This window comes from Cypionkella aquatica (assembly GCF_030161095.1).
Classification (GTDB): Bacteria; Pseudomonadota; Alphaproteobacteria; order Rhodobacterales; family Rhodobacteraceae; genus Cypionkella; species Cypionkella aquatica.
The window spans coordinates 254,772-268,694 of record NZ_BSPP01000005.1 but is presented as its reverse complement, the minus strand read 5'-3'; the positions used below and the strand labels follow the sequence as shown (position 1 = coordinate 268,694).

The window sequence follows — 13,923 nt, the reverse complement described above, 5'->3', positions numbered from 1 at the left end:
CTTGGGGTTAACCGACCAGCGACGTGCTGGACGGGGCAGTCTCGCTGGGCAGCGTTAGCAGCCCGTCGATTTGAAGTTCTTGTGCGCGGTTCAGCCACGAACGCGCGGCCCATAGCCAATCGGAGCCATGTGGCAGGCGCAGGATCAGCGCAGCACCATGCAAAGCGTCCCGGCGTTCGTCCTCGGTGAGTTCCGCCGGGAGAGGCTCCTTGAAAAAGTATAGCCGCTCGGCCTGCAGCGCGATCCAGTCAGCACGGCGGATTTCCAAGCTCATCGGCTGTGGTGCGCATGACCACGCCGCCCCGATTGCCCGGTCCATGCGGCCCTTGGCATTGTTGATCGCGTTCTGGACCGCCACGGGGTTGCCTGATGCACAGATCAACTCCAAAGCAGGCGTCGTGATATCGCCAAGGAACGCCTCATGTGCGTCGTGTAACAGCGCCCAGCCTTTCAGCGCCTTGGTGGGGCAGAGTGCTTCCACCAGCAGCGAATGCGCGGCAACTGACCACGGCAATCGGCTGTGGCCCGTGAAGCGGTTGATCTTGGAAAGCGCCTCCGCGATCATCGACCCGGCGAAATCACCTGGACAAAGCATCGCCAGATCAACCGGCCCGCGCGAGGTGTGAAATGGGATCTGCATGCCCATCAGGCTTTCGCCAAATTGATGGTGACCTGTTTCCACGCCGCGCCATAATCTGCCCGCCGTTCAATCACGACATAGGATTTGGACCCGATGAGCACGCGGCTATCGGTGATCGCGCGCATAGCCTGTTCCCAGATCGGATGTTCGATCTTGAGGTTTTGCAGCCCGTAGACCGCGTCAGAATTTACCACGCCCGGCTTTTCCATGTGAAAAGCATGGGTCAGCAGCGGCATGATCTCATCCGGGATGCGGTCCCGGAATTCCTCAATGTATTGATCGACCAGCTGTTTCGCGATTTGCAGCTGGGGGCCGAACGCCACCTGATCAGCAATGCTAATCCTGACACGCTTCAGGCCGTCAAAGCTGGTCAGGGTGATATTGCCCTTCTCGCCGCCGCGCTTGACGCCATAATGCTCGGCCAAAAGAGCGACCGTGGTGTAGACGTCGTCATAAGTATGGCCTTTGAAGCGCTCGACCTGACCGTTCAAATCGTCCGCAAATCCATGAATTTTATCGACGGTTTGCGAGATCAGCTTGTCCGCGTCTTTGACGTTGGCGACGGGAACCGCGCGCCCTTTGCTGTCGAGCATGTGGGTCGGGTGATCGCCGGTGATGATGAAGTCAGCTGCCATTTCAGGCCTCCTTTTTGGTTTGGGTGATTGGGTTTAGGGGGCACGCGCGACATGCCGCCCAGAATTTCAATTCGTCCGGGGCAGACATCTTCATGGGTGCCAAGGCATGGCCTTTGCAGACATCGATGCCGATGCCTTTGCGCAAATGTGGGCACAGCACCTGCCCGCGAAACTTCGAGATGACGACCGCCGCAAATTTGGCTGAAACCTTGTCCAGTCCAGCGGGATAGGTGCCTGACAGCAGCATCGAAAGCGAAGGGCGCGGCATGCCGATGTCACGGGCGACAGCTGCAATGCTGCGGCGCTTTACATCGACTTCCGTGCGCAGCAGCTGCACCCACTCAGGATCGGGAAGATCAAGCCCAAGCGCTACTTTGTGCATGGCGTATCCTCCCCGGTGTTCGGATCGCGGATGCAGCCGTATTTGATGCTGTGGACCGGCGCGATATTCCCGGTATTGCGCAGCAAAGTGAATCGGAGCAGGCCATTGCTGGTCGTCGCAGTTCCAGCCTCGCGTCGCGGCTGGCGCTGCAAATATCCGGCCGCTTCAAGCGCGCGATACCACTTGTGCAAATCCTGTTCAGCGTTGACCTCGTCACGCGCCGCCAGCATGGCGATTTTGCGGATCGTGAAGCTACAGGATTGGACCCGCATGGCCTGCCAAGCTCGTTGCCGCAGGGTGCCTCGCACTGGCTTGCGGCAAGCTGCTTCAGCGGTTGGCGCGCCGTTTGGGATTTCCGCGCCGCCTGCGATAAAGGCTTGCCCTGCGGCGGTTGCGGTAAAGCAACCTTCTTCCCGGCGCTCGATCAGGCCGCGATTAATCAGCCGATGCAATGCTTTGGCAATCTTGTAGCGCGGACGCTCAATGGTTGCGGCCAACGCATCAATAGATAGACAAGCCGATCCGACGCCATAAAGCACTTGTGTCTGAGTGGATGCTTCGACCATTTCAGCGACCCGGCACCATGATTGCCTGACCCGATTTCCGGTCATTGATCAAATGCTCACCAGCCATTTCCCGCAGCGTCAGCCCCTCGGGGCCTGCGGGAGCGTTACGCTGGCCAAAGCGTTCGATTGACACGATGGCTTCAAGAATTTCCCGATTAAAGCCACGAGTTGCCTGCGCGACAAAGCTGGCAAGATCAGGGGCCACAGGTATCGCGCATTTGCGATCTAGGAAGACCTGAACATCATCAATGCCAGCAGGTTCAAAGCGGATGTAGCGACTGATCCGGCTGGCAGTCTGCGGGTGCTTGGTCAAATTGTCCCGGATGCGCCCCATGCCGACAAGCACGAAGGGTACCTCGGTCAGATCTGTGAAGTCGCGGATTGTATCGACCAATGCGGACTTGCCAGAAACGTGGTCCGCTTCATCAATGACGATGGCAAATTGCTGACGCGCGGTTTGCGCGCGTGCCAAGCGTTCAGAGAGGGCGGCGATACATGCGCGGAAGCGTTTTTCATGACCGCGCGGGATTTCAGCGTCAGAAACACCGAGGCCGATCAACAATTCGGACATCATCCAATACGCTGACCATTCGGTCTTGGCGCGCAAATAGATGCAATCTTCCATCGCCGCCCAACGATGCAGGATGGTCGTTTTGCCCAACCCCGGAAGTCCGTCTACGACGACCAACCGGCATTCAACTGACCCGCGCGCCTCAAGCGCGGTCATGCCCTCCATGAACTTTGTGTAGTTTCTTGTTTCAACGAAGCCCTGTTTCATTTATTCTGTCCTCTCTTCTACTGCTCGTCAGTGATCAGGCGGCGGACCTCAGCAGGTCGTCCAACATGGCAAGGTCCACGCCTGATATTCTCAAAAACTCACGCCCCGCCCGACCAGCCGTCAGGTCCAGCAAAAGCTGACGCCGCCCACTGGTGAGCTTTGAGGCGTCAGCCAACACATCGAACGCCAGCTCGACATCCGGGTGCTGCGCGCGTGGCACCGCCTTCGGTTTGGGGAAATTCATCGGTCGCACCACTTCGGCCAATTCTGGCTCCGGCGTGATAACGGGCATGGGCATCGCCACCCCAAGATCAATGAGCCGGGCATCGTCCAACTGTTCAACGATCTGCTGCTGCTTTTTGCCGATCCGCTTAAGCTGACCTTTGACGCGCTTCTCTTCCGCCTCGCGTTGATAGGTGTGGGGGATGTAACGCTCTTTGTTGCCCGAGAATTCAGCCACACAGATCAAGCGGCCCGGCTGACCGTCTTCTTCCTCGAACTCACGAACCCAAACTTTATCGGCCCGATGCAGATCATAGCCAACCCAGACCTTGCGGCTGTGCCAAGCCTCCAGATCAGTGTGGAAATACTGGTTTTTGTTCCATTCGACCAAAGCTCGGCGACAAATCCGCACCTCATAGGGCCGGAACAAATCGTCTTCCTCGTCAGCATCAATCGTGACGGGCTCAAAACCCGATGCAACATGCGAGGCCCAGCATTCGTTGGGCGACATATGCCGCATTTTTCCGGTGATCGGGTCTTCGATCTTTGGCAGGCCACTGTGCGGTGCATCATTGTATTCCGTGACGGTCTGTTCGCACATCGCAAGGAAATGCTCCCACGTCGGCAGGTTGTTCGAACGACCGAATTGCTTGATTTCCGAACGGGTCAGCTTGTGGATCGCATTCCCGGCCTGCTTGTCCATCGTTTCGCCGATGTAGGTGGGCAAACGACGGGCCAGCGGGTTCCAACAGGTGCCGTTGAAGCGTTCGATGATGCCTTTGGCCTGCGAATTGTATGGCAGCGCGTGCATCTTGGTGATGCTGAGGCGTCCCATCAAACCGCCGACATCGCCGTCAACGGTCTTGTTTTTGTACCCCGGCCCTCGGTCGGTGTAGAAAATCGCGCAGACACCGTTGCTGGTACAAGATCGGCGCAGAGCCTCGACCACCGCAATGACGTTTTCCTTGCGCGAGATCGCAATGCCAACACATTTGCGCGTGGCGACATCAAGCACCGAGGTGATTTCCGGGCGGATAGCATTGCCGCTGACCGGATCGGCAATTTCGGCGTCAAAGGTTTTGCCATCGGCGGTGTAGATCGTGGTCGGCCAAAGCCCCTCGGTCGTCCTCTGGATATAGGCCATTCGCGACCGCAGCGTCAGCAATCCTTCGCGTCCGACGTTCTTTTCGATGTCGTTCAGCTTGACCTTCAGGGTGTGGCGCACCTGATCAATGGTCAGCGGGAATGCTGGGTTGGTGTCCATATAGGCGGCGAGCGCCTCGGTGGCGTGCGGTTTGGAGCCGATAGCATAGTGTTTCAGGAAATCCACAAAGCCTGGCGGTACAGGATCGGCTTCTTTGCTGACAACCGGAGCAAGTCCTGCGACTCCGCGTGCTTCACGCGCTGCAAACCAGCGCTGGATGGTGCGGATGCTGATTGATTGGTCACCTTTCTGCCGATCATTGGCCATCGTAAGGACTGCCTCTGTCAGCCCAAACATCTCTGGATCGGTCAGCCAATGTCGAAACTCTGCCTGAGCCAAGCCGAAGTCCTTGACCGCCGATGCACGCGATTGACCGCGCGGGATTTGATAAGCTTCTATCGCCAACAGAACCTGCGACCGGGCTTCCATCACGCCGCGCTGACGGGCGGAAAGCGAGGCGGTTTTCAGGGTGGCGAGTTTGCGACCATCAGATTCCTGACGCTGCAGGACTTCTGCAGCCCGATGCACTTTCATATCTCTGCTGGCCAATGCCTGCTGCAATTCAAATGGCAGTAGAGACTGGTGATACTCGCGCCCACCGCCAAGGCCTTTGCGCTTACGGCAAAGGTTCGGCGGCAAATCTATCCAGCCCTCACGGGCCGCATGAACTTGAACGCCACGCTCGCTTTGCGGGAAGGCGGTAACGCCGCGCTTTGTGGCGACCTCGGCCAACTCGCGTGCTGTGAAGAAAACCTGCGTCATTTCCGCACCCTCCGACGCGCCGAAAGCACTTGTCTGCGCGACTGCATTTCTTCGATATGCTCGTCCAAAAGCTGCTCTTCGATCATTTCAGCGTATTCGCTTTCAATGACCGTCAGCCCGAACTCACCCGGCACAAAGCCCAGCAAATCCTTCGCACCTGTTGCATCAACAAGGGCGATGAACGCGTCCAACGGGATACGATGATCTTCTGAGCCCTCTGACGACCATTTGTTCAACATTGCCTCTGAAACCGTGCGCCCCAGATAAAGCGATATGCGGCCCGCAATATCAGCGCGGTCCAGTCGCCCCTCTGCTCTGGCATCACGCAGCGCACGCGAAATCAGCCGCGCAATCTTGTTTTCCAAGGCTCCGCGCCCAGCAACATCAGGACCATAGCCAACAGCCACCTTAGGCGGCTGCCAGCTAAAGAGGTCTTTGGTCAAAGGGTCGCGGTGCCGGGTCATCAGATGCGACCCTGACGCTGCAGGGAGGCGACGATGCGCTCTTGGTTGGCGGCGATCAGGCGATCAAGCACCGGATCGGCCAACTTCCCAAAAACCTTGTTAGCCGTCAGGAACTTGCGCTCGACATCATCAAAGATGACGCCGTTGTTGAGCAACCCCATCGCGTCGGCCACCGAGGAGACACGGGCGTTTTGCGCCAGCAGCTTGTCGAGGATTTCCGCTTGGCGCTTGGGTTTTTCGCCTGAGAGCAGCATAAGCTCTGACTGCTTCTCCGCCCAAGGCGTGCCTGCCAGCCGCTGGCGGCTGTCTGGCGTCAGGTCGGACCAGATTTTGACGGCCATCATGATTGTTCGAGCAGAGAGGCCGATTTTCTTCGCGGTCACCTCGGCAAAACCGAAGACCTCCGCTGGCTTTTCACCAAACTGCAAACTTTGCAGTTTGGTCCCTTCTTTGCCCTTTTTAACGTTTTTGTCGCCGCCACGCTTGGATTGCGGATGCAATCGTTCCCAGACTTGCTTCAAACCATGAAGGTGGTGGCAGCGATCCAATGCGATCAACTCTGCACGACCGAGGTTTTCCATTACCTCTTCCAGCAGCGCCTCATCATCGGTTTGCGCGTCGGAAACAGTGGCTGGAATTTCCCGCCGATCCAACAGGCGATAGGCTTCAAGGCGCACCCGCCCGGCGATCAAGCGATAGCCGTCGCCATCTGACCTTACGCGGATCGGGTGCAGCAAACCTTGCACCGCGATGACCGCGGCCAGCCCTTCCGCCCATGCTGGGTCAAAATCACGCGCCCGGTCGGACGGAACCTCGATATGATCAAGGGAAATGTAGTGAATTTCTGTCATTTAGGTGCCTGTAAACACTAAGGAATGCCCGCGCGTTGATCGCGCGGTGCTATTGATTAAGCGACAAGGCTTGACGACCGGCGGATGTTAAAACGCAGATTTCGCCGTATTCCGCCTTGGCCCACTCAGCGAGTTTCATGCTGATCACGCGCCCAACGACGGTCGGTTGAACTGGCCCAAAGATGCGCCAAGCGCCAATTCCGCAGTTGCGCTTTGTGACTTTTTCAGCGTCGATCTCGCGAAGCGCAGCCTGCTGTGCAGACGTGAGCAGCTTGATCATCGCGCCACCCCTGCGGCCAGATGCGCGCCCCATGCGGCGTCGAAGATCGCGATACCGATCAGGCAGATCGCCGCAAACAGTCCGATGATGTACATTTCGCGCTTTTCGCGCGCCCAGCTGGCATCTTCGATCTTTTGACGGTCCAGCATCTTCAAGACATGCCGCGCCCGTTCTTGATCGATCCAGTCGCTGTTATCGCGCAGCCAGATGCAGGCAGCGCGCATCATGTTCTCGGTGTGCAGGCTGGGCCGAGCCAGCACTGCCCTCGCGGCCTCGGTGTTGGTCTCACGCGGCACAAGGATCACGTCATCATGACCGAGTTTGATGGCGGGTACGCGCAGCTGCAACACTTCGCCCATCACTGCACCGCCCGTTCTTCGCGAGTCTTGATCACCGGCGCATGTGGTGACGGGAAAAGCGTCACCGTCATGCTTTCGACGGTTCGGCGAACCACCGCCTCACGAGCGCGCTTTTCACATAGCCGCAGCTTCGCGCGCAGCAGTTCGACCTGCTCCAACAACCAGTTGCGATGAATGCGCAGGGCCGACGCGGTGGCGCGCACTTCAGTTGGGGGGGCCGAGACGGTCGCGTTGAGCATGCCGATGGCCGCGCCGATCTCGCTGGCCGACAGGGTCAAGTCAGCAATCGCATCGCGCAACTCGCCCGAACCCATGTCAAAGCCGCAGCGGTTTACTGACAAACGAAGGGTCATGCCGCCTCCCGCTTGTCAGCTTCACGTTGTGCTTTTTTACTGGCAATCAGGGCCTCATTCTCCTTAGAAAGGATGCGAGACTTTCTGATGGGATAACGGTCCGGGAAGAGCTCTGCGACGGGGACGCTGAGATACTCAGCAAGTGCTGCCTCCGCAGGGCGATTGGTCCGGTTCCAGACGTGCCGGAAGTGGGACGGGTCAATACCTTGGAGTTGGGCAAGACCGGTCATGGTCATGCCTTTTTCTTCCAGGGCGCATTTGATCCTGGCCTTCGACCAGGTCTGATTATTCATCGGGGTTCTCCAGCTTTGGGCGGGTGCCGCAAACACTCGCCTTTTGTTGAGGCTTGAAACGCAACAGCGGCCTTTTTGAACGGGCCGCATAAATAATGGATAAACAACAAATGGTGCTTAGTAAACACCATTTGTTGTTTAAATGGTGGATTGTTGGCTAGACCTGAAAACGAGCCGAAAACGCCCCTCGCTGCGCGGCTTAGGTCTGTTCGGCAGGCTTTGGGAGACATGGATCGCGATGATCTGGCTGCACAACTTAACGTCAGTAAAAACAGTATCGCGTATTACGAGCGCGGAGATCGCACCCCTGATGCAGACACACTTGCTGCCTACAGCCGCCTGTTCAATGTGAACATGAATTGGGTAATAAACGGCGAAGGCCAGATGTTCCGCACGGCCCTTGACGTCATAGTACAAGCACAACGTCGGGCAGAGGCTAAGGAATTGCTGGCTGAACAAGAGCACCCGAACGAAGGTGCCATGTCCGATATGGTTACCATCCCCCTTTATGATGAGGTGCGCGCATCCGCCGGTCATGGCTCAGTTGCAATCAACGAAACTGCAACTACACGCATAGCCTTCGAGCCAAACTGGCTTGCTGATCTAGGCGTCAGGCCAGAATCTGCGGTAATACTGTCTGCTCAAGGCGACAGCATGGAGCCCACCATCATGAATGGCGCGCCGATGTTGGTCGATACCTCCAAGAAAGATGTTCGAAACGGCTTTATCTATGTCTTTGATGTGGCGGGTGATTTGATGGTTAAACGGATCGAGCGCCTCCCAGACGGCACAATAAATCTGCTCTCTGACAACAGCGGTAAGTATCCGTCACGCAACCTTGATCTCGAAACCGTGTCGAGAATGACCGTTATCGGACGGGTGTATGCCGCCGTCAGCAAATTTTAAAATTGCAACATGCAGGAGCGAAATTGATGATTCCCGATGATGATGAACTCGGAAAATTGCTAGCAGACGGCTGGGATGTTTGCGGATATTCGGTTTGCTTGCTCGCAGCCGGTGCGCAGTCCCATCACATTCTGCTTCGCAAGGGTGTCAGCCTAACCTCCTTCGGCATCCTTCAGAATGGCAAGAACGAGCTGGCCAGAGGTCCTAGTGTGCTGACGCCAAAACCTGAAGCGCCGATAAAGAAGGGCTTCTTTGGCTGACACGCAGGATTGTTCCTGATATGTTCCAGGCTCTCCCAATGAGCCAGGACAATCATGAACGCCCTAAATCCCGCAAACGCGATCTCCCCCGTGGCCCCTTGGCTCGGGGGAAAACGTAACCTAGCCAAGCGCATATGCGCTATCATCGACGCCACACCCTGCACGACATATGCCGAGCCTTTCGTCGGCATGGGCGGTATATTCTTGCGCCGCAGCCAGCGCCCCAAGGCCGAGGTGATCAACGACTATGGCCGGGATGTCGCCAACCTTTTCCGCATTCTCCAGCGCCACTATCCGCAGTTTCTCGAAGTTCTGCGGTTCCAACTGACTACACGGGCGGAGTTCAACCGACTTGTCGATACCAACCCTGAAACGCTCACCGACCTCGAACGTGCCGCGCGCTTCCTTTACCTCCAGCGCACTGCCTTCGGCGGTAAAGTCTCAGGTCGCAATTTCGGCGTATCCAAAGACCGCCCCGGCCGCTTCAACCTGACCACGCTGGAGCCGATGCTCGAAGACCTGCACAGCCGCCTTGCAGGCGTTGTGGTTGAGTGCCTGGACTGGTCTGATTTCATCCGCAGATATGACGGCCCTGGCACGCTGTTCTACTGTGATCCGCCTTATTGGGGCTGCGAAACGGACTATGGCAAGGCGATGTTCGACCGCACCAGCTTCGCCCGCATGGCCGATCAGCTCAGCCACATCCAAGGCCGCTTTATCCTTTCGATCAATGACGTGCCCGAAATCCGTGAGATATTCACCGCCTTCCATATTGAGGGGGTGACCACCACTTACAGCATCACTAACCGCACGGGCGAGGTCAGTGATCGGGCTGAACTGCTAATTTCCAACTGGCCGCTGGCCGTTAGGAACGCCCCGTAAGGCGCAATTTCTAACGCAATACTCGGAAGAGCAGTTCGGAGTCCGCATTTTGCATCATCGCATCATGCCTGCGTTTTTCCAGTGTCCTTTCAAAGGCTTGCGCAAACTCCGAAATGACGCAGCAAACTCCGCATGGATTTCGGAGTTTGCTGCCTAACGATCAACCTTCCTGCCGCCCAACACAGCCTTTGCCGAGCTTACTTTGTGGCCATTCATCAGCGCGAAAGCCTTTATTTCATTGAGTGTTAGCCAAGTGCTAGGCAATGCGCGGACTCTGCCAGCACAATGAAATATTCTGCGCGGTAGATGCGCGATTTGCCCGCCATTTCATCGACCATCTTTCATCGCCGCACACTACCACCGTCAGCTTTTACAGCTCTTTTCTCTGGTGTTCTCAATGCCTTGGGCAGTGACAGGCTCTTTTCAATGGAGATGACAAAGGTAGTCCCCCCCTACAGCTTCTGTCCTAGCTCAAAACCGGGATTCAGGCAACCTGAGGGAGACTCAGTGGGACGCGCGGAAACCCAAATTCCGCGCAACGCACGGAAATAATTGGATAAAATAACTCAATGCGGGACTGCGTGACACTATCAGAAACTGGGTATTGGCGGAAGCGGTGGGATTCGAACCCACGGTAGGGTTCCCCCTACGCTCAGTTAGCAACCGAGTGCTTTCGGCCTCTCAGCCACGCTTCCGACGGGCTTTATTTAGCGGGGCAGGGGGGCGGGGGCAAGAGGGAAAGCGGGGGTGGGGTGCGGTTTTGCGGCTGGGCGGCGGTTGGTTTTGTCGACCTCGCATACCAATGCGGCGGCAGGGGCGGTGGCGCGGTTGGGGAATTTGGGGGTGGCGGAGTTTTTGCTGCGGGATGTGTTGCGGGGGGTGCCGGGGCAGGAGTCGCAGGTGATGCCCAGCGGGACATGCGGCGGGGCGGGGTGCTCGGGTTGTGGCGGCACCGGGGTGGGGGAGCGGCGGCTGCGGGCATAACTGGTGGAAGGGTGAGGGGCGGTCCCGAGTCGGGACCTTTTTTATGTGTTTGGATTCATAGGGTTAGGGTGGGATGTTAAGGTCTTGTTAGGGATTGTAACAGACCATCTTATGCTAGTTTACTTTGACAAAAGCGCTCGCTGGACTAGTTATAGTATCCTGATCGAAATGCCAACAAACTTTCAATAGGAGCCGATGGGTCATCTTTCGCCAGTGACGCAAAAATACTTATCCCTAGCTGATATGCAATCGCACCATCGGATTCGAGTACAGTTTGATCATCAAGACCAGAGAGTAAAGAAACAGCTTTGCCAAAAGCTGCGCCCAAAATGTCCACATCACCTATTTTAGGTCTGGCAGGGCCAGAAAATTCCACTGCTTCCAATAGCCCACTTGAATCATAATAACAGAATATTCCATCGGATTGAAAAAAATCACAAGGGAACGAAGACTGGGATGTTCGCTTAAATGTCTTATACTCACTGCCAATTATAGCTCGAACTTCATATGGGCTCATGTCAAACTTTATTAAGCCAACACCCTTAAGTGGAAAAATTTGAAAATCCATCAGTAGTGTCCCTCGCTTTCCGAATAGTTGAGCATCTGTTCTATTGCCTGATTATATCTATTTCCAAACTTACCTATAATATCATCTACATCCATTTGCTGCGCACCCCGAAAATCGCCTTGAGAAATTCGATCCGCTTGTGCTTGACGATAGTTTCGAGATTCCCTTGAGTTACCCCAACTTGCGGTCATCTGATGATCCTCAACACGCATCGCAACGGCAGGCCCTTTTCCGGTCGGTAGTGGACTGACAGAGTTCGCTGGCGTTTGATGAGCTTCATATCCAGGGATACCTTTGACGTCTTTGTAAGGACCGCCTAATTGAAGAACTTTTGTCTCAGTTGAAACAGTTGCTAATGTAGGGGCACGAGCAGCAGTTGATACCGCTCCAGTATAAACGGCCACGGCAACTTCCGCCATACCTGATAGCTCCCAAGTGGCTGCGCTCAAGTAGTCACCGCGCAAAAATGCTTCTTCAGCTCGATTGGCGGCCACTTTGCCCGGAATCATGTTTGGAGCAGATTTGGCAGTATTTTTTGCCGTATCTGTCACGGCATACCTATCAGTTCGCCCTCCGAGGACAGCTTCAGAGAAAGCTGTACCGACGAACCGACTGCCCTATCGAACCAAGATGGCTCTCGTTCTTTTGCTTGATGCCCTGACGGATCACTCTTATTGACCAGATCGCCGAAGCTATACCCATACCGATTGGTCCCCACCCCTGCCTTCATCACCTCCCACCAATCGGGCTGGATAAACATGCTGAGTTTGGGGTCGTAATACCTTGCGTTGAGGCATTGCAGGCCAGCGTCGCCGTCGTAGCGCTCGCCGATGTAGCCTTTGCTCCCGTTCGCGACGCCAATGTCAGCGTCGTAGGTGATCGCCTCGCCATAGGGGCGGAACACCGAGCGTTCGGTCATTTTGCCTTGTTTGGAAGGCGTGGCGGCATCGGTGGTGAACTGAGTGACACCGCGCACGGTGCCCAAAGCGGCGCGGTGCAGGGCGGTGGCGTAGGTGGCATTGGCGTAGTAGACGAGGCGGATGTTCGGCAGCGGAGAGGCGTAGATCGCCTTATCCTCGGTATCTCACCAATCCCGCACCTCGATCAGGCCTGCATAAACCGTGACGCTTTGCGCCGCTGAGGGGGCGGTGGTGCAGTTGGCGGCGGGGGCGAAGCCTTCGGTCTTTGCGGGCAGCGGTTAGGCGATGCAAATGGGCAGTGATGAACAAAAGCTTAACGGGGTATCCATAACCCCTTGATATATTTAGAGCCCCCCGGTTGTCCACGCGTGGACAACCGGGGGCAGGTCTCAGCCATTAAACAGGAAATGCAGCACATCGCCGTCTTTGACCTCATAGGTCTTGCCTTCCACCCGGAACTTGCCCGCTTCTTTCGCCCCGGCCTCACCTTTGCCGGCGATATAATCGTCATAGGCGACGGTCTCGGCCCGGATAAAGCCCTTCTCGAAATCGCCGTGGATCACCCCAGCCGCCTGCGGGGCGAGCATGCCCTTGTGGATCGTCCAGGCGCGGGCTTCTTTCGGGCCGACGGTGAAATAGGTCGACAGACCCAACAATTTATACCCGGCACGGATCAAACGGTCCAAGCCCGCCTCGTGCAGCCCCATTTCTTCCAGAAACATCGCGGCTTCGTCATCGGCGAGCTGGGAAATCTCTTCTTCGATCTTGGCCGAGATCACCACCGACCCGGCACCCTGTTTGGCAGCCATTTCGGCCACGCGGGCCGATTGGGCATTGCCGTCCGCCGCACAGGATTCCTCGACATTACAGACATACAAAACTGGCTTGGAGGTCAGCAGCTGCAACAGCCGCCATTGCCGCTGATCTTCCTCGGCTACCTGAAGGTTACGCGCCGGGTGCCCCGCTTCCAGCAGTTTCAGTGCTGCGCGCAGCAGGCGATCTTGATCCAAAGTGTCCTGATCGCCGCCGCGCAGCTTCTTTGCCAACCCGGTCAAACGGCGCTCGATGCTTTCCATATCCGCGATCATCAGTTCGGTCTCGATGGTTTCCGCATCGGCCACCGGGTCAATCTTGCCCTCGACATGAGTGATGTCGCCGTCTTCAAAGCAGCGCAGCACATGCGCCACCGCATCACATTCGCGGATATTGGCGAGGAACTGGTTGCCGAGGCCCTCGCCCTTCGACGCACCCCGCACAAGGCCCGCAATATCGACAAATGTCATCCGGGTCGGGATGATCTGTTTGCTGCCCGCAATCGCCGCCAGTTTGTCCAGCCGCGCATCCGGCACCGCCACTTCACCGACATTGGGCTCGATGGTGCAGAACGGGAAGTTCGCCGCCTGCGCCGCCGCCGTGCGGGTCAGCGCGTTGAACAGGGTGGATTTGCCGACATTCGGCAGACCAACGATACCCATTTTGAAACCCATAGCGGCACCTCTTTTGCTGGCTGAATGCCAAGACCGCCTGCGGCATAGGCAGGAGTGGCGGTGCGGTCAAGGCTTTCCCTTTGTAATCCGGGGCGCGCGGCTTTGTTGCAGCCTCTGGTGGGCGCAT

General features: G+C 56.8%; 20 protein-coding genes and 1 tRNA gene. 4 read left to right on the top strand and 17 right to left on the bottom strand.

The window, feature by feature from the left end:
* Positions 1–7: 7 nt before the first annotated feature.
* Genes QQJ98_RS08250 through QQJ98_RS08195 form a run of 12 tightly spaced genes read right to left on the bottom strand, consistent with a single transcriptional unit; the run spans position 8 to position 7,789 of the window.
* Positions 8–646 (bottom strand): hypothetical protein, encoded by a 639-nt coding sequence (locus QQJ98_RS08250; protein ID WP_284324875.1) that lies wholly within the window; start codon positions 644–646, stop codon positions 8–10.
* On the bottom strand, positions 646–1,275 hold the full coding sequence (locus QQJ98_RS08245; protein ID WP_284324874.1) for a DUF3164 family protein: 630 nt from the start codon (positions 1,273–1,275) through the stop codon (positions 646–648). The genes QQJ98_RS08250 and QQJ98_RS08245 overlap by 1 nt, the downstream gene beginning before the upstream one ends.
* Position 1,276: 1 nt before the next feature.
* Positions 1,277–1,657 carry a hypothetical protein gene (locus QQJ98_RS08240; RefSeq protein ID WP_284324873.1) on the bottom strand — a complete coding sequence of 127 codons (381 nt, stop codon included), beginning with the start codon at positions 1,655–1,657 and terminating at the stop codon, positions 1,277–1,279.
* A complete protein-coding gene (locus tag QQJ98_RS08235; RefSeq protein ID WP_284324872.1) occupies positions 1,645–2,223 on the bottom strand; it encodes a helix-turn-helix domain-containing protein in 579 nt (192 codons plus the stop codon). The genes QQJ98_RS08240 and QQJ98_RS08235 overlap by 13 nt, the downstream gene beginning before the upstream one ends.
* A gap of 1 nt (position 2,224) precedes the next feature.
* Positions 2,225–3,001, bottom strand: coding sequence for an AAA family ATPase (locus QQJ98_RS08230; RefSeq protein ID WP_284324871.1), 777 nt, complete (start codon positions 2,999–3,001; stop codon positions 2,225–2,227).
* Positions 3,002–3,035: 34 nt separating this feature from the next.
* Positions 3,036–5,189, bottom strand: coding sequence for a Mu transposase C-terminal domain-containing protein (locus QQJ98_RS08225; protein ID WP_284324870.1), 2,154 nt, complete (start codon positions 5,187–5,189; stop codon positions 3,036–3,038).
* Positions 5,186–5,653 (bottom strand): hypothetical protein, encoded by a 468-nt coding sequence (locus QQJ98_RS08220; RefSeq protein ID WP_284324869.1) that lies wholly within the window; start codon positions 5,651–5,653, stop codon positions 5,186–5,188. Before QQJ98_RS08220 ends, QQJ98_RS08225 begins: the two co-directional genes overlap by 4 nt.
* Positions 5,653–6,504: a ParB/RepB/Spo0J family partition protein gene (locus tag QQJ98_RS08215; RefSeq protein WP_284324868.1), complete on the bottom strand. Its 852-nt coding sequence runs from the start codon at positions 6,502–6,504 to the stop codon at positions 5,653–5,655. The genes QQJ98_RS08220 and QQJ98_RS08215 overlap by 1 nt, the downstream gene beginning before the upstream one ends.
* A gap of 49 nt (positions 6,505–6,553) precedes the next feature.
* Positions 6,554–6,784: a hypothetical protein gene (locus tag QQJ98_RS08210; protein WP_284324867.1), complete on the bottom strand. Its 231-nt coding sequence runs from the start codon at positions 6,782–6,784 to the stop codon at positions 6,554–6,556.
* Positions 6,781–7,143 carry a site-specific integrase gene (locus QQJ98_RS08205; protein ID WP_284324866.1) on the bottom strand — a complete coding sequence of 121 codons (363 nt, stop codon included), beginning with the start codon at positions 7,141–7,143 and terminating at the stop codon, positions 6,781–6,783. The genes QQJ98_RS08210 and QQJ98_RS08205 overlap by 4 nt, the downstream gene beginning before the upstream one ends.
* On the bottom strand, positions 7,143–7,496 hold the full coding sequence (locus tag QQJ98_RS08200; protein ID WP_284324865.1) for a uracil-DNA glycosylase family protein: 354 nt from the start codon (positions 7,494–7,496) through the stop codon (positions 7,143–7,145). Before QQJ98_RS08200 ends, QQJ98_RS08205 begins: the two co-directional genes overlap by 1 nt.
* The gene (locus QQJ98_RS08195; protein ID WP_284324864.1) at positions 7,493–7,789 is read right to left on the bottom strand and encodes a helix-turn-helix domain-containing protein; all 297 of its coding nucleotides are present in this window, start codon (positions 7,787–7,789) and stop codon (positions 7,493–7,495) included. Before QQJ98_RS08195 ends, QQJ98_RS08200 begins: the two co-directional genes overlap by 4 nt.
* 150 nt (positions 7,790–7,939) lie before the next feature.
* Here QQJ98_RS08195 and QQJ98_RS08190 point away from each other — a divergent pair, with 150 nt between their 5' ends.
* Genes QQJ98_RS08190 through QQJ98_RS08180 form a run of 3 tightly spaced genes read left to right on the top strand, consistent with a single transcriptional unit; the run spans position 7,940 to position 9,837 of the window.
* A complete protein-coding gene (locus tag QQJ98_RS08190; RefSeq protein WP_348523130.1) occupies positions 7,940–8,695 on the top strand; it encodes an XRE family transcriptional regulator in 756 nt (251 codons plus the stop codon).
* A gap of 26 nt (positions 8,696–8,721) precedes the next feature.
* A complete protein-coding gene (locus QQJ98_RS08185) occupies positions 8,722–8,955 on the top strand; it encodes a hypothetical protein (protein WP_284324862.1) in 234 nt (77 codons plus the stop codon).
* Between the two features lie 54 nt (positions 8,956–9,009).
* Positions 9,010–9,837, top strand: a complete 828-nt coding sequence (locus QQJ98_RS08180) for a DNA adenine methylase (RefSeq protein ID WP_284324861.1) — start codon at positions 9,010–9,012, stop codon at positions 9,835–9,837.
* A gap of 605 nt (positions 9,838–10,442) precedes the next feature.
* Here the strand turns inward: QQJ98_RS08180 and QQJ98_RS08175 are convergent.
* Positions 10,443–10,532: transfer RNA gene (locus QQJ98_RS08175), tRNA-Ser, on the bottom strand.
* Positions 10,533–10,584: 52 nt separating this feature from the next.
* Between QQJ98_RS08175 and QQJ98_RS08170 the strand changes: the two genes are divergently transcribed.
* On the top strand, positions 10,585–10,821 hold the full coding sequence (locus tag QQJ98_RS08170) for an ATPase, T2SS/T4P/T4SS family (protein ID WP_284324860.1): 237 nt from the start codon (positions 10,585–10,587) through the stop codon (positions 10,819–10,821).
* A gap of 145 nt (positions 10,822–10,966) precedes the next feature.
* Here QQJ98_RS08170 and QQJ98_RS08165 read toward each other — a convergent pair whose 3' ends face one another.
* The 4 genes from QQJ98_RS08165 to ychF all read right to left on the bottom strand — a co-directional run bounded on the left by QQJ98_RS08165 (position 10,967) and on the right by ychF (position 13,796).
* Positions 10,967–11,389 (bottom strand): hypothetical protein, encoded by a 423-nt coding sequence (locus QQJ98_RS08165; RefSeq protein ID WP_284324859.1) that lies wholly within the window; start codon positions 11,387–11,389, stop codon positions 10,967–10,969.
* Positions 11,389–11,940: a hypothetical protein gene (locus QQJ98_RS08160; protein WP_284324858.1), complete on the bottom strand. Its 552-nt coding sequence runs from the start codon at positions 11,938–11,940 to the stop codon at positions 11,389–11,391. The genes QQJ98_RS08165 and QQJ98_RS08160 overlap by 1 nt, the downstream gene beginning before the upstream one ends.
* Entirely contained in the window at positions 11,937–12,365 is a 429-nt protein-coding gene (locus QQJ98_RS08155) for an RHS repeat-associated core domain-containing protein (RefSeq protein WP_284324926.1), read from the bottom strand. The genes QQJ98_RS08160 and QQJ98_RS08155 overlap by 4 nt, the downstream gene beginning before the upstream one ends.
* A 333-nt stretch (positions 12,366–12,698) precedes the next feature.
* Positions 12,699–13,796, bottom strand: a complete 1,098-nt coding sequence (gene ychF, locus QQJ98_RS08150) for a redox-regulated ATPase YchF (RefSeq protein WP_284324857.1) — start codon at positions 13,794–13,796, stop codon at positions 12,699–12,701.
* Between the last annotated feature and the right edge of the window lie 127 nt (positions 13,797–13,923).

Bases quoted from the DNA above. Each gene is read 5' to 3' on its own strand.
- QQJ98_RS08250 (WP_284324875.1), bottom strand. From the start codon at position 646: ATGGGCATGCAGATCCCATTTCACACCTCGCGCGGGCCGGTTGATCTG.
- QQJ98_RS08220 (WP_284324869.1), bottom strand. From the start codon at position 5,653: ATGACCCGGCACCGCGACCCTTTGACCAAAGACCTCTTTAGCTGGCAG.
- QQJ98_RS08195 (WP_284324864.1), bottom strand. From the start codon at position 7,789: ATGAATAATCAGACCTGGTCGAAGGCCAGGATCAAATGCGCCCTGGAA.
- QQJ98_RS08225 (WP_284324870.1), bottom strand. From the start codon at position 5,189: ATGACGCAGGTTTTCTTCACAGCACGCGAGTTGGCCGAGGTCGCCACA.
- QQJ98_RS08230 (WP_284324871.1), bottom strand. From the start codon at position 3,001: ATGAAACAGGGCTTCGTTGAAACAAGAAACTACACAAAGTTCATGGAG.
- QQJ98_RS08210 (WP_284324867.1), bottom strand. From the start codon at position 6,784: ATGATCAAGCTGCTCACGTCTGCACAGCAGGCTGCGCTTCGCGAGATC.
- QQJ98_RS08165 (WP_284324859.1), bottom strand. From the start codon at position 11,389: ATGGATTTTCAAATTTTTCCACTTAAGGGTGTTGGCTTAATAAAGTTT.
- QQJ98_RS08245 (WP_284324874.1), bottom strand. From the start codon at position 1,275: ATGGCAGCTGACTTCATCATCACCGGCGATCACCCGACCCACATGCTC.
- QQJ98_RS08235 (WP_284324872.1), bottom strand. From the start codon at position 2,223: ATGGTCGAAGCATCCACTCAGACACAAGTGCTTTATGGCGTCGGATCG.
- QQJ98_RS08180 (WP_284324861.1), top strand. From the start codon at position 9,010: ATGAACGCCCTAAATCCCGCAAACGCGATCTCCCCCGTGGCCCCTTGG.
- QQJ98_RS08215 (WP_284324868.1), bottom strand. From the start codon at position 6,504: ATGACAGAAATTCACTACATTTCCCTTGATCATATCGAGGTTCCGTCC.
- QQJ98_RS08240 (WP_284324873.1), bottom strand. From the start codon at position 1,657: ATGCACAAAGTAGCGCTTGGGCTTGATCTTCCCGATCCTGAGTGGGTG.
- QQJ98_RS08200 (WP_284324865.1), bottom strand. From the start codon at position 7,496: ATGACCCTTCGTTTGTCAGTAAACCGCTGCGGCTTTGACATGGGTTCG.
- ychF (WP_284324857.1), bottom strand. From the start codon at position 13,796: ATGGGTTTCAAAATGGGTATCGTTGGTCTGCCGAATGTCGGCAAATCC.
- QQJ98_RS08205 (WP_284324866.1), bottom strand. From the start codon at position 7,143: ATGGGCGAAGTGTTGCAGCTGCGCGTACCCGCCATCAAACTCGGTCAT.
- QQJ98_RS08185 (WP_284324862.1), top strand. From the start codon at position 8,722: ATGATTCCCGATGATGATGAACTCGGAAAATTGCTAGCAGACGGCTGG.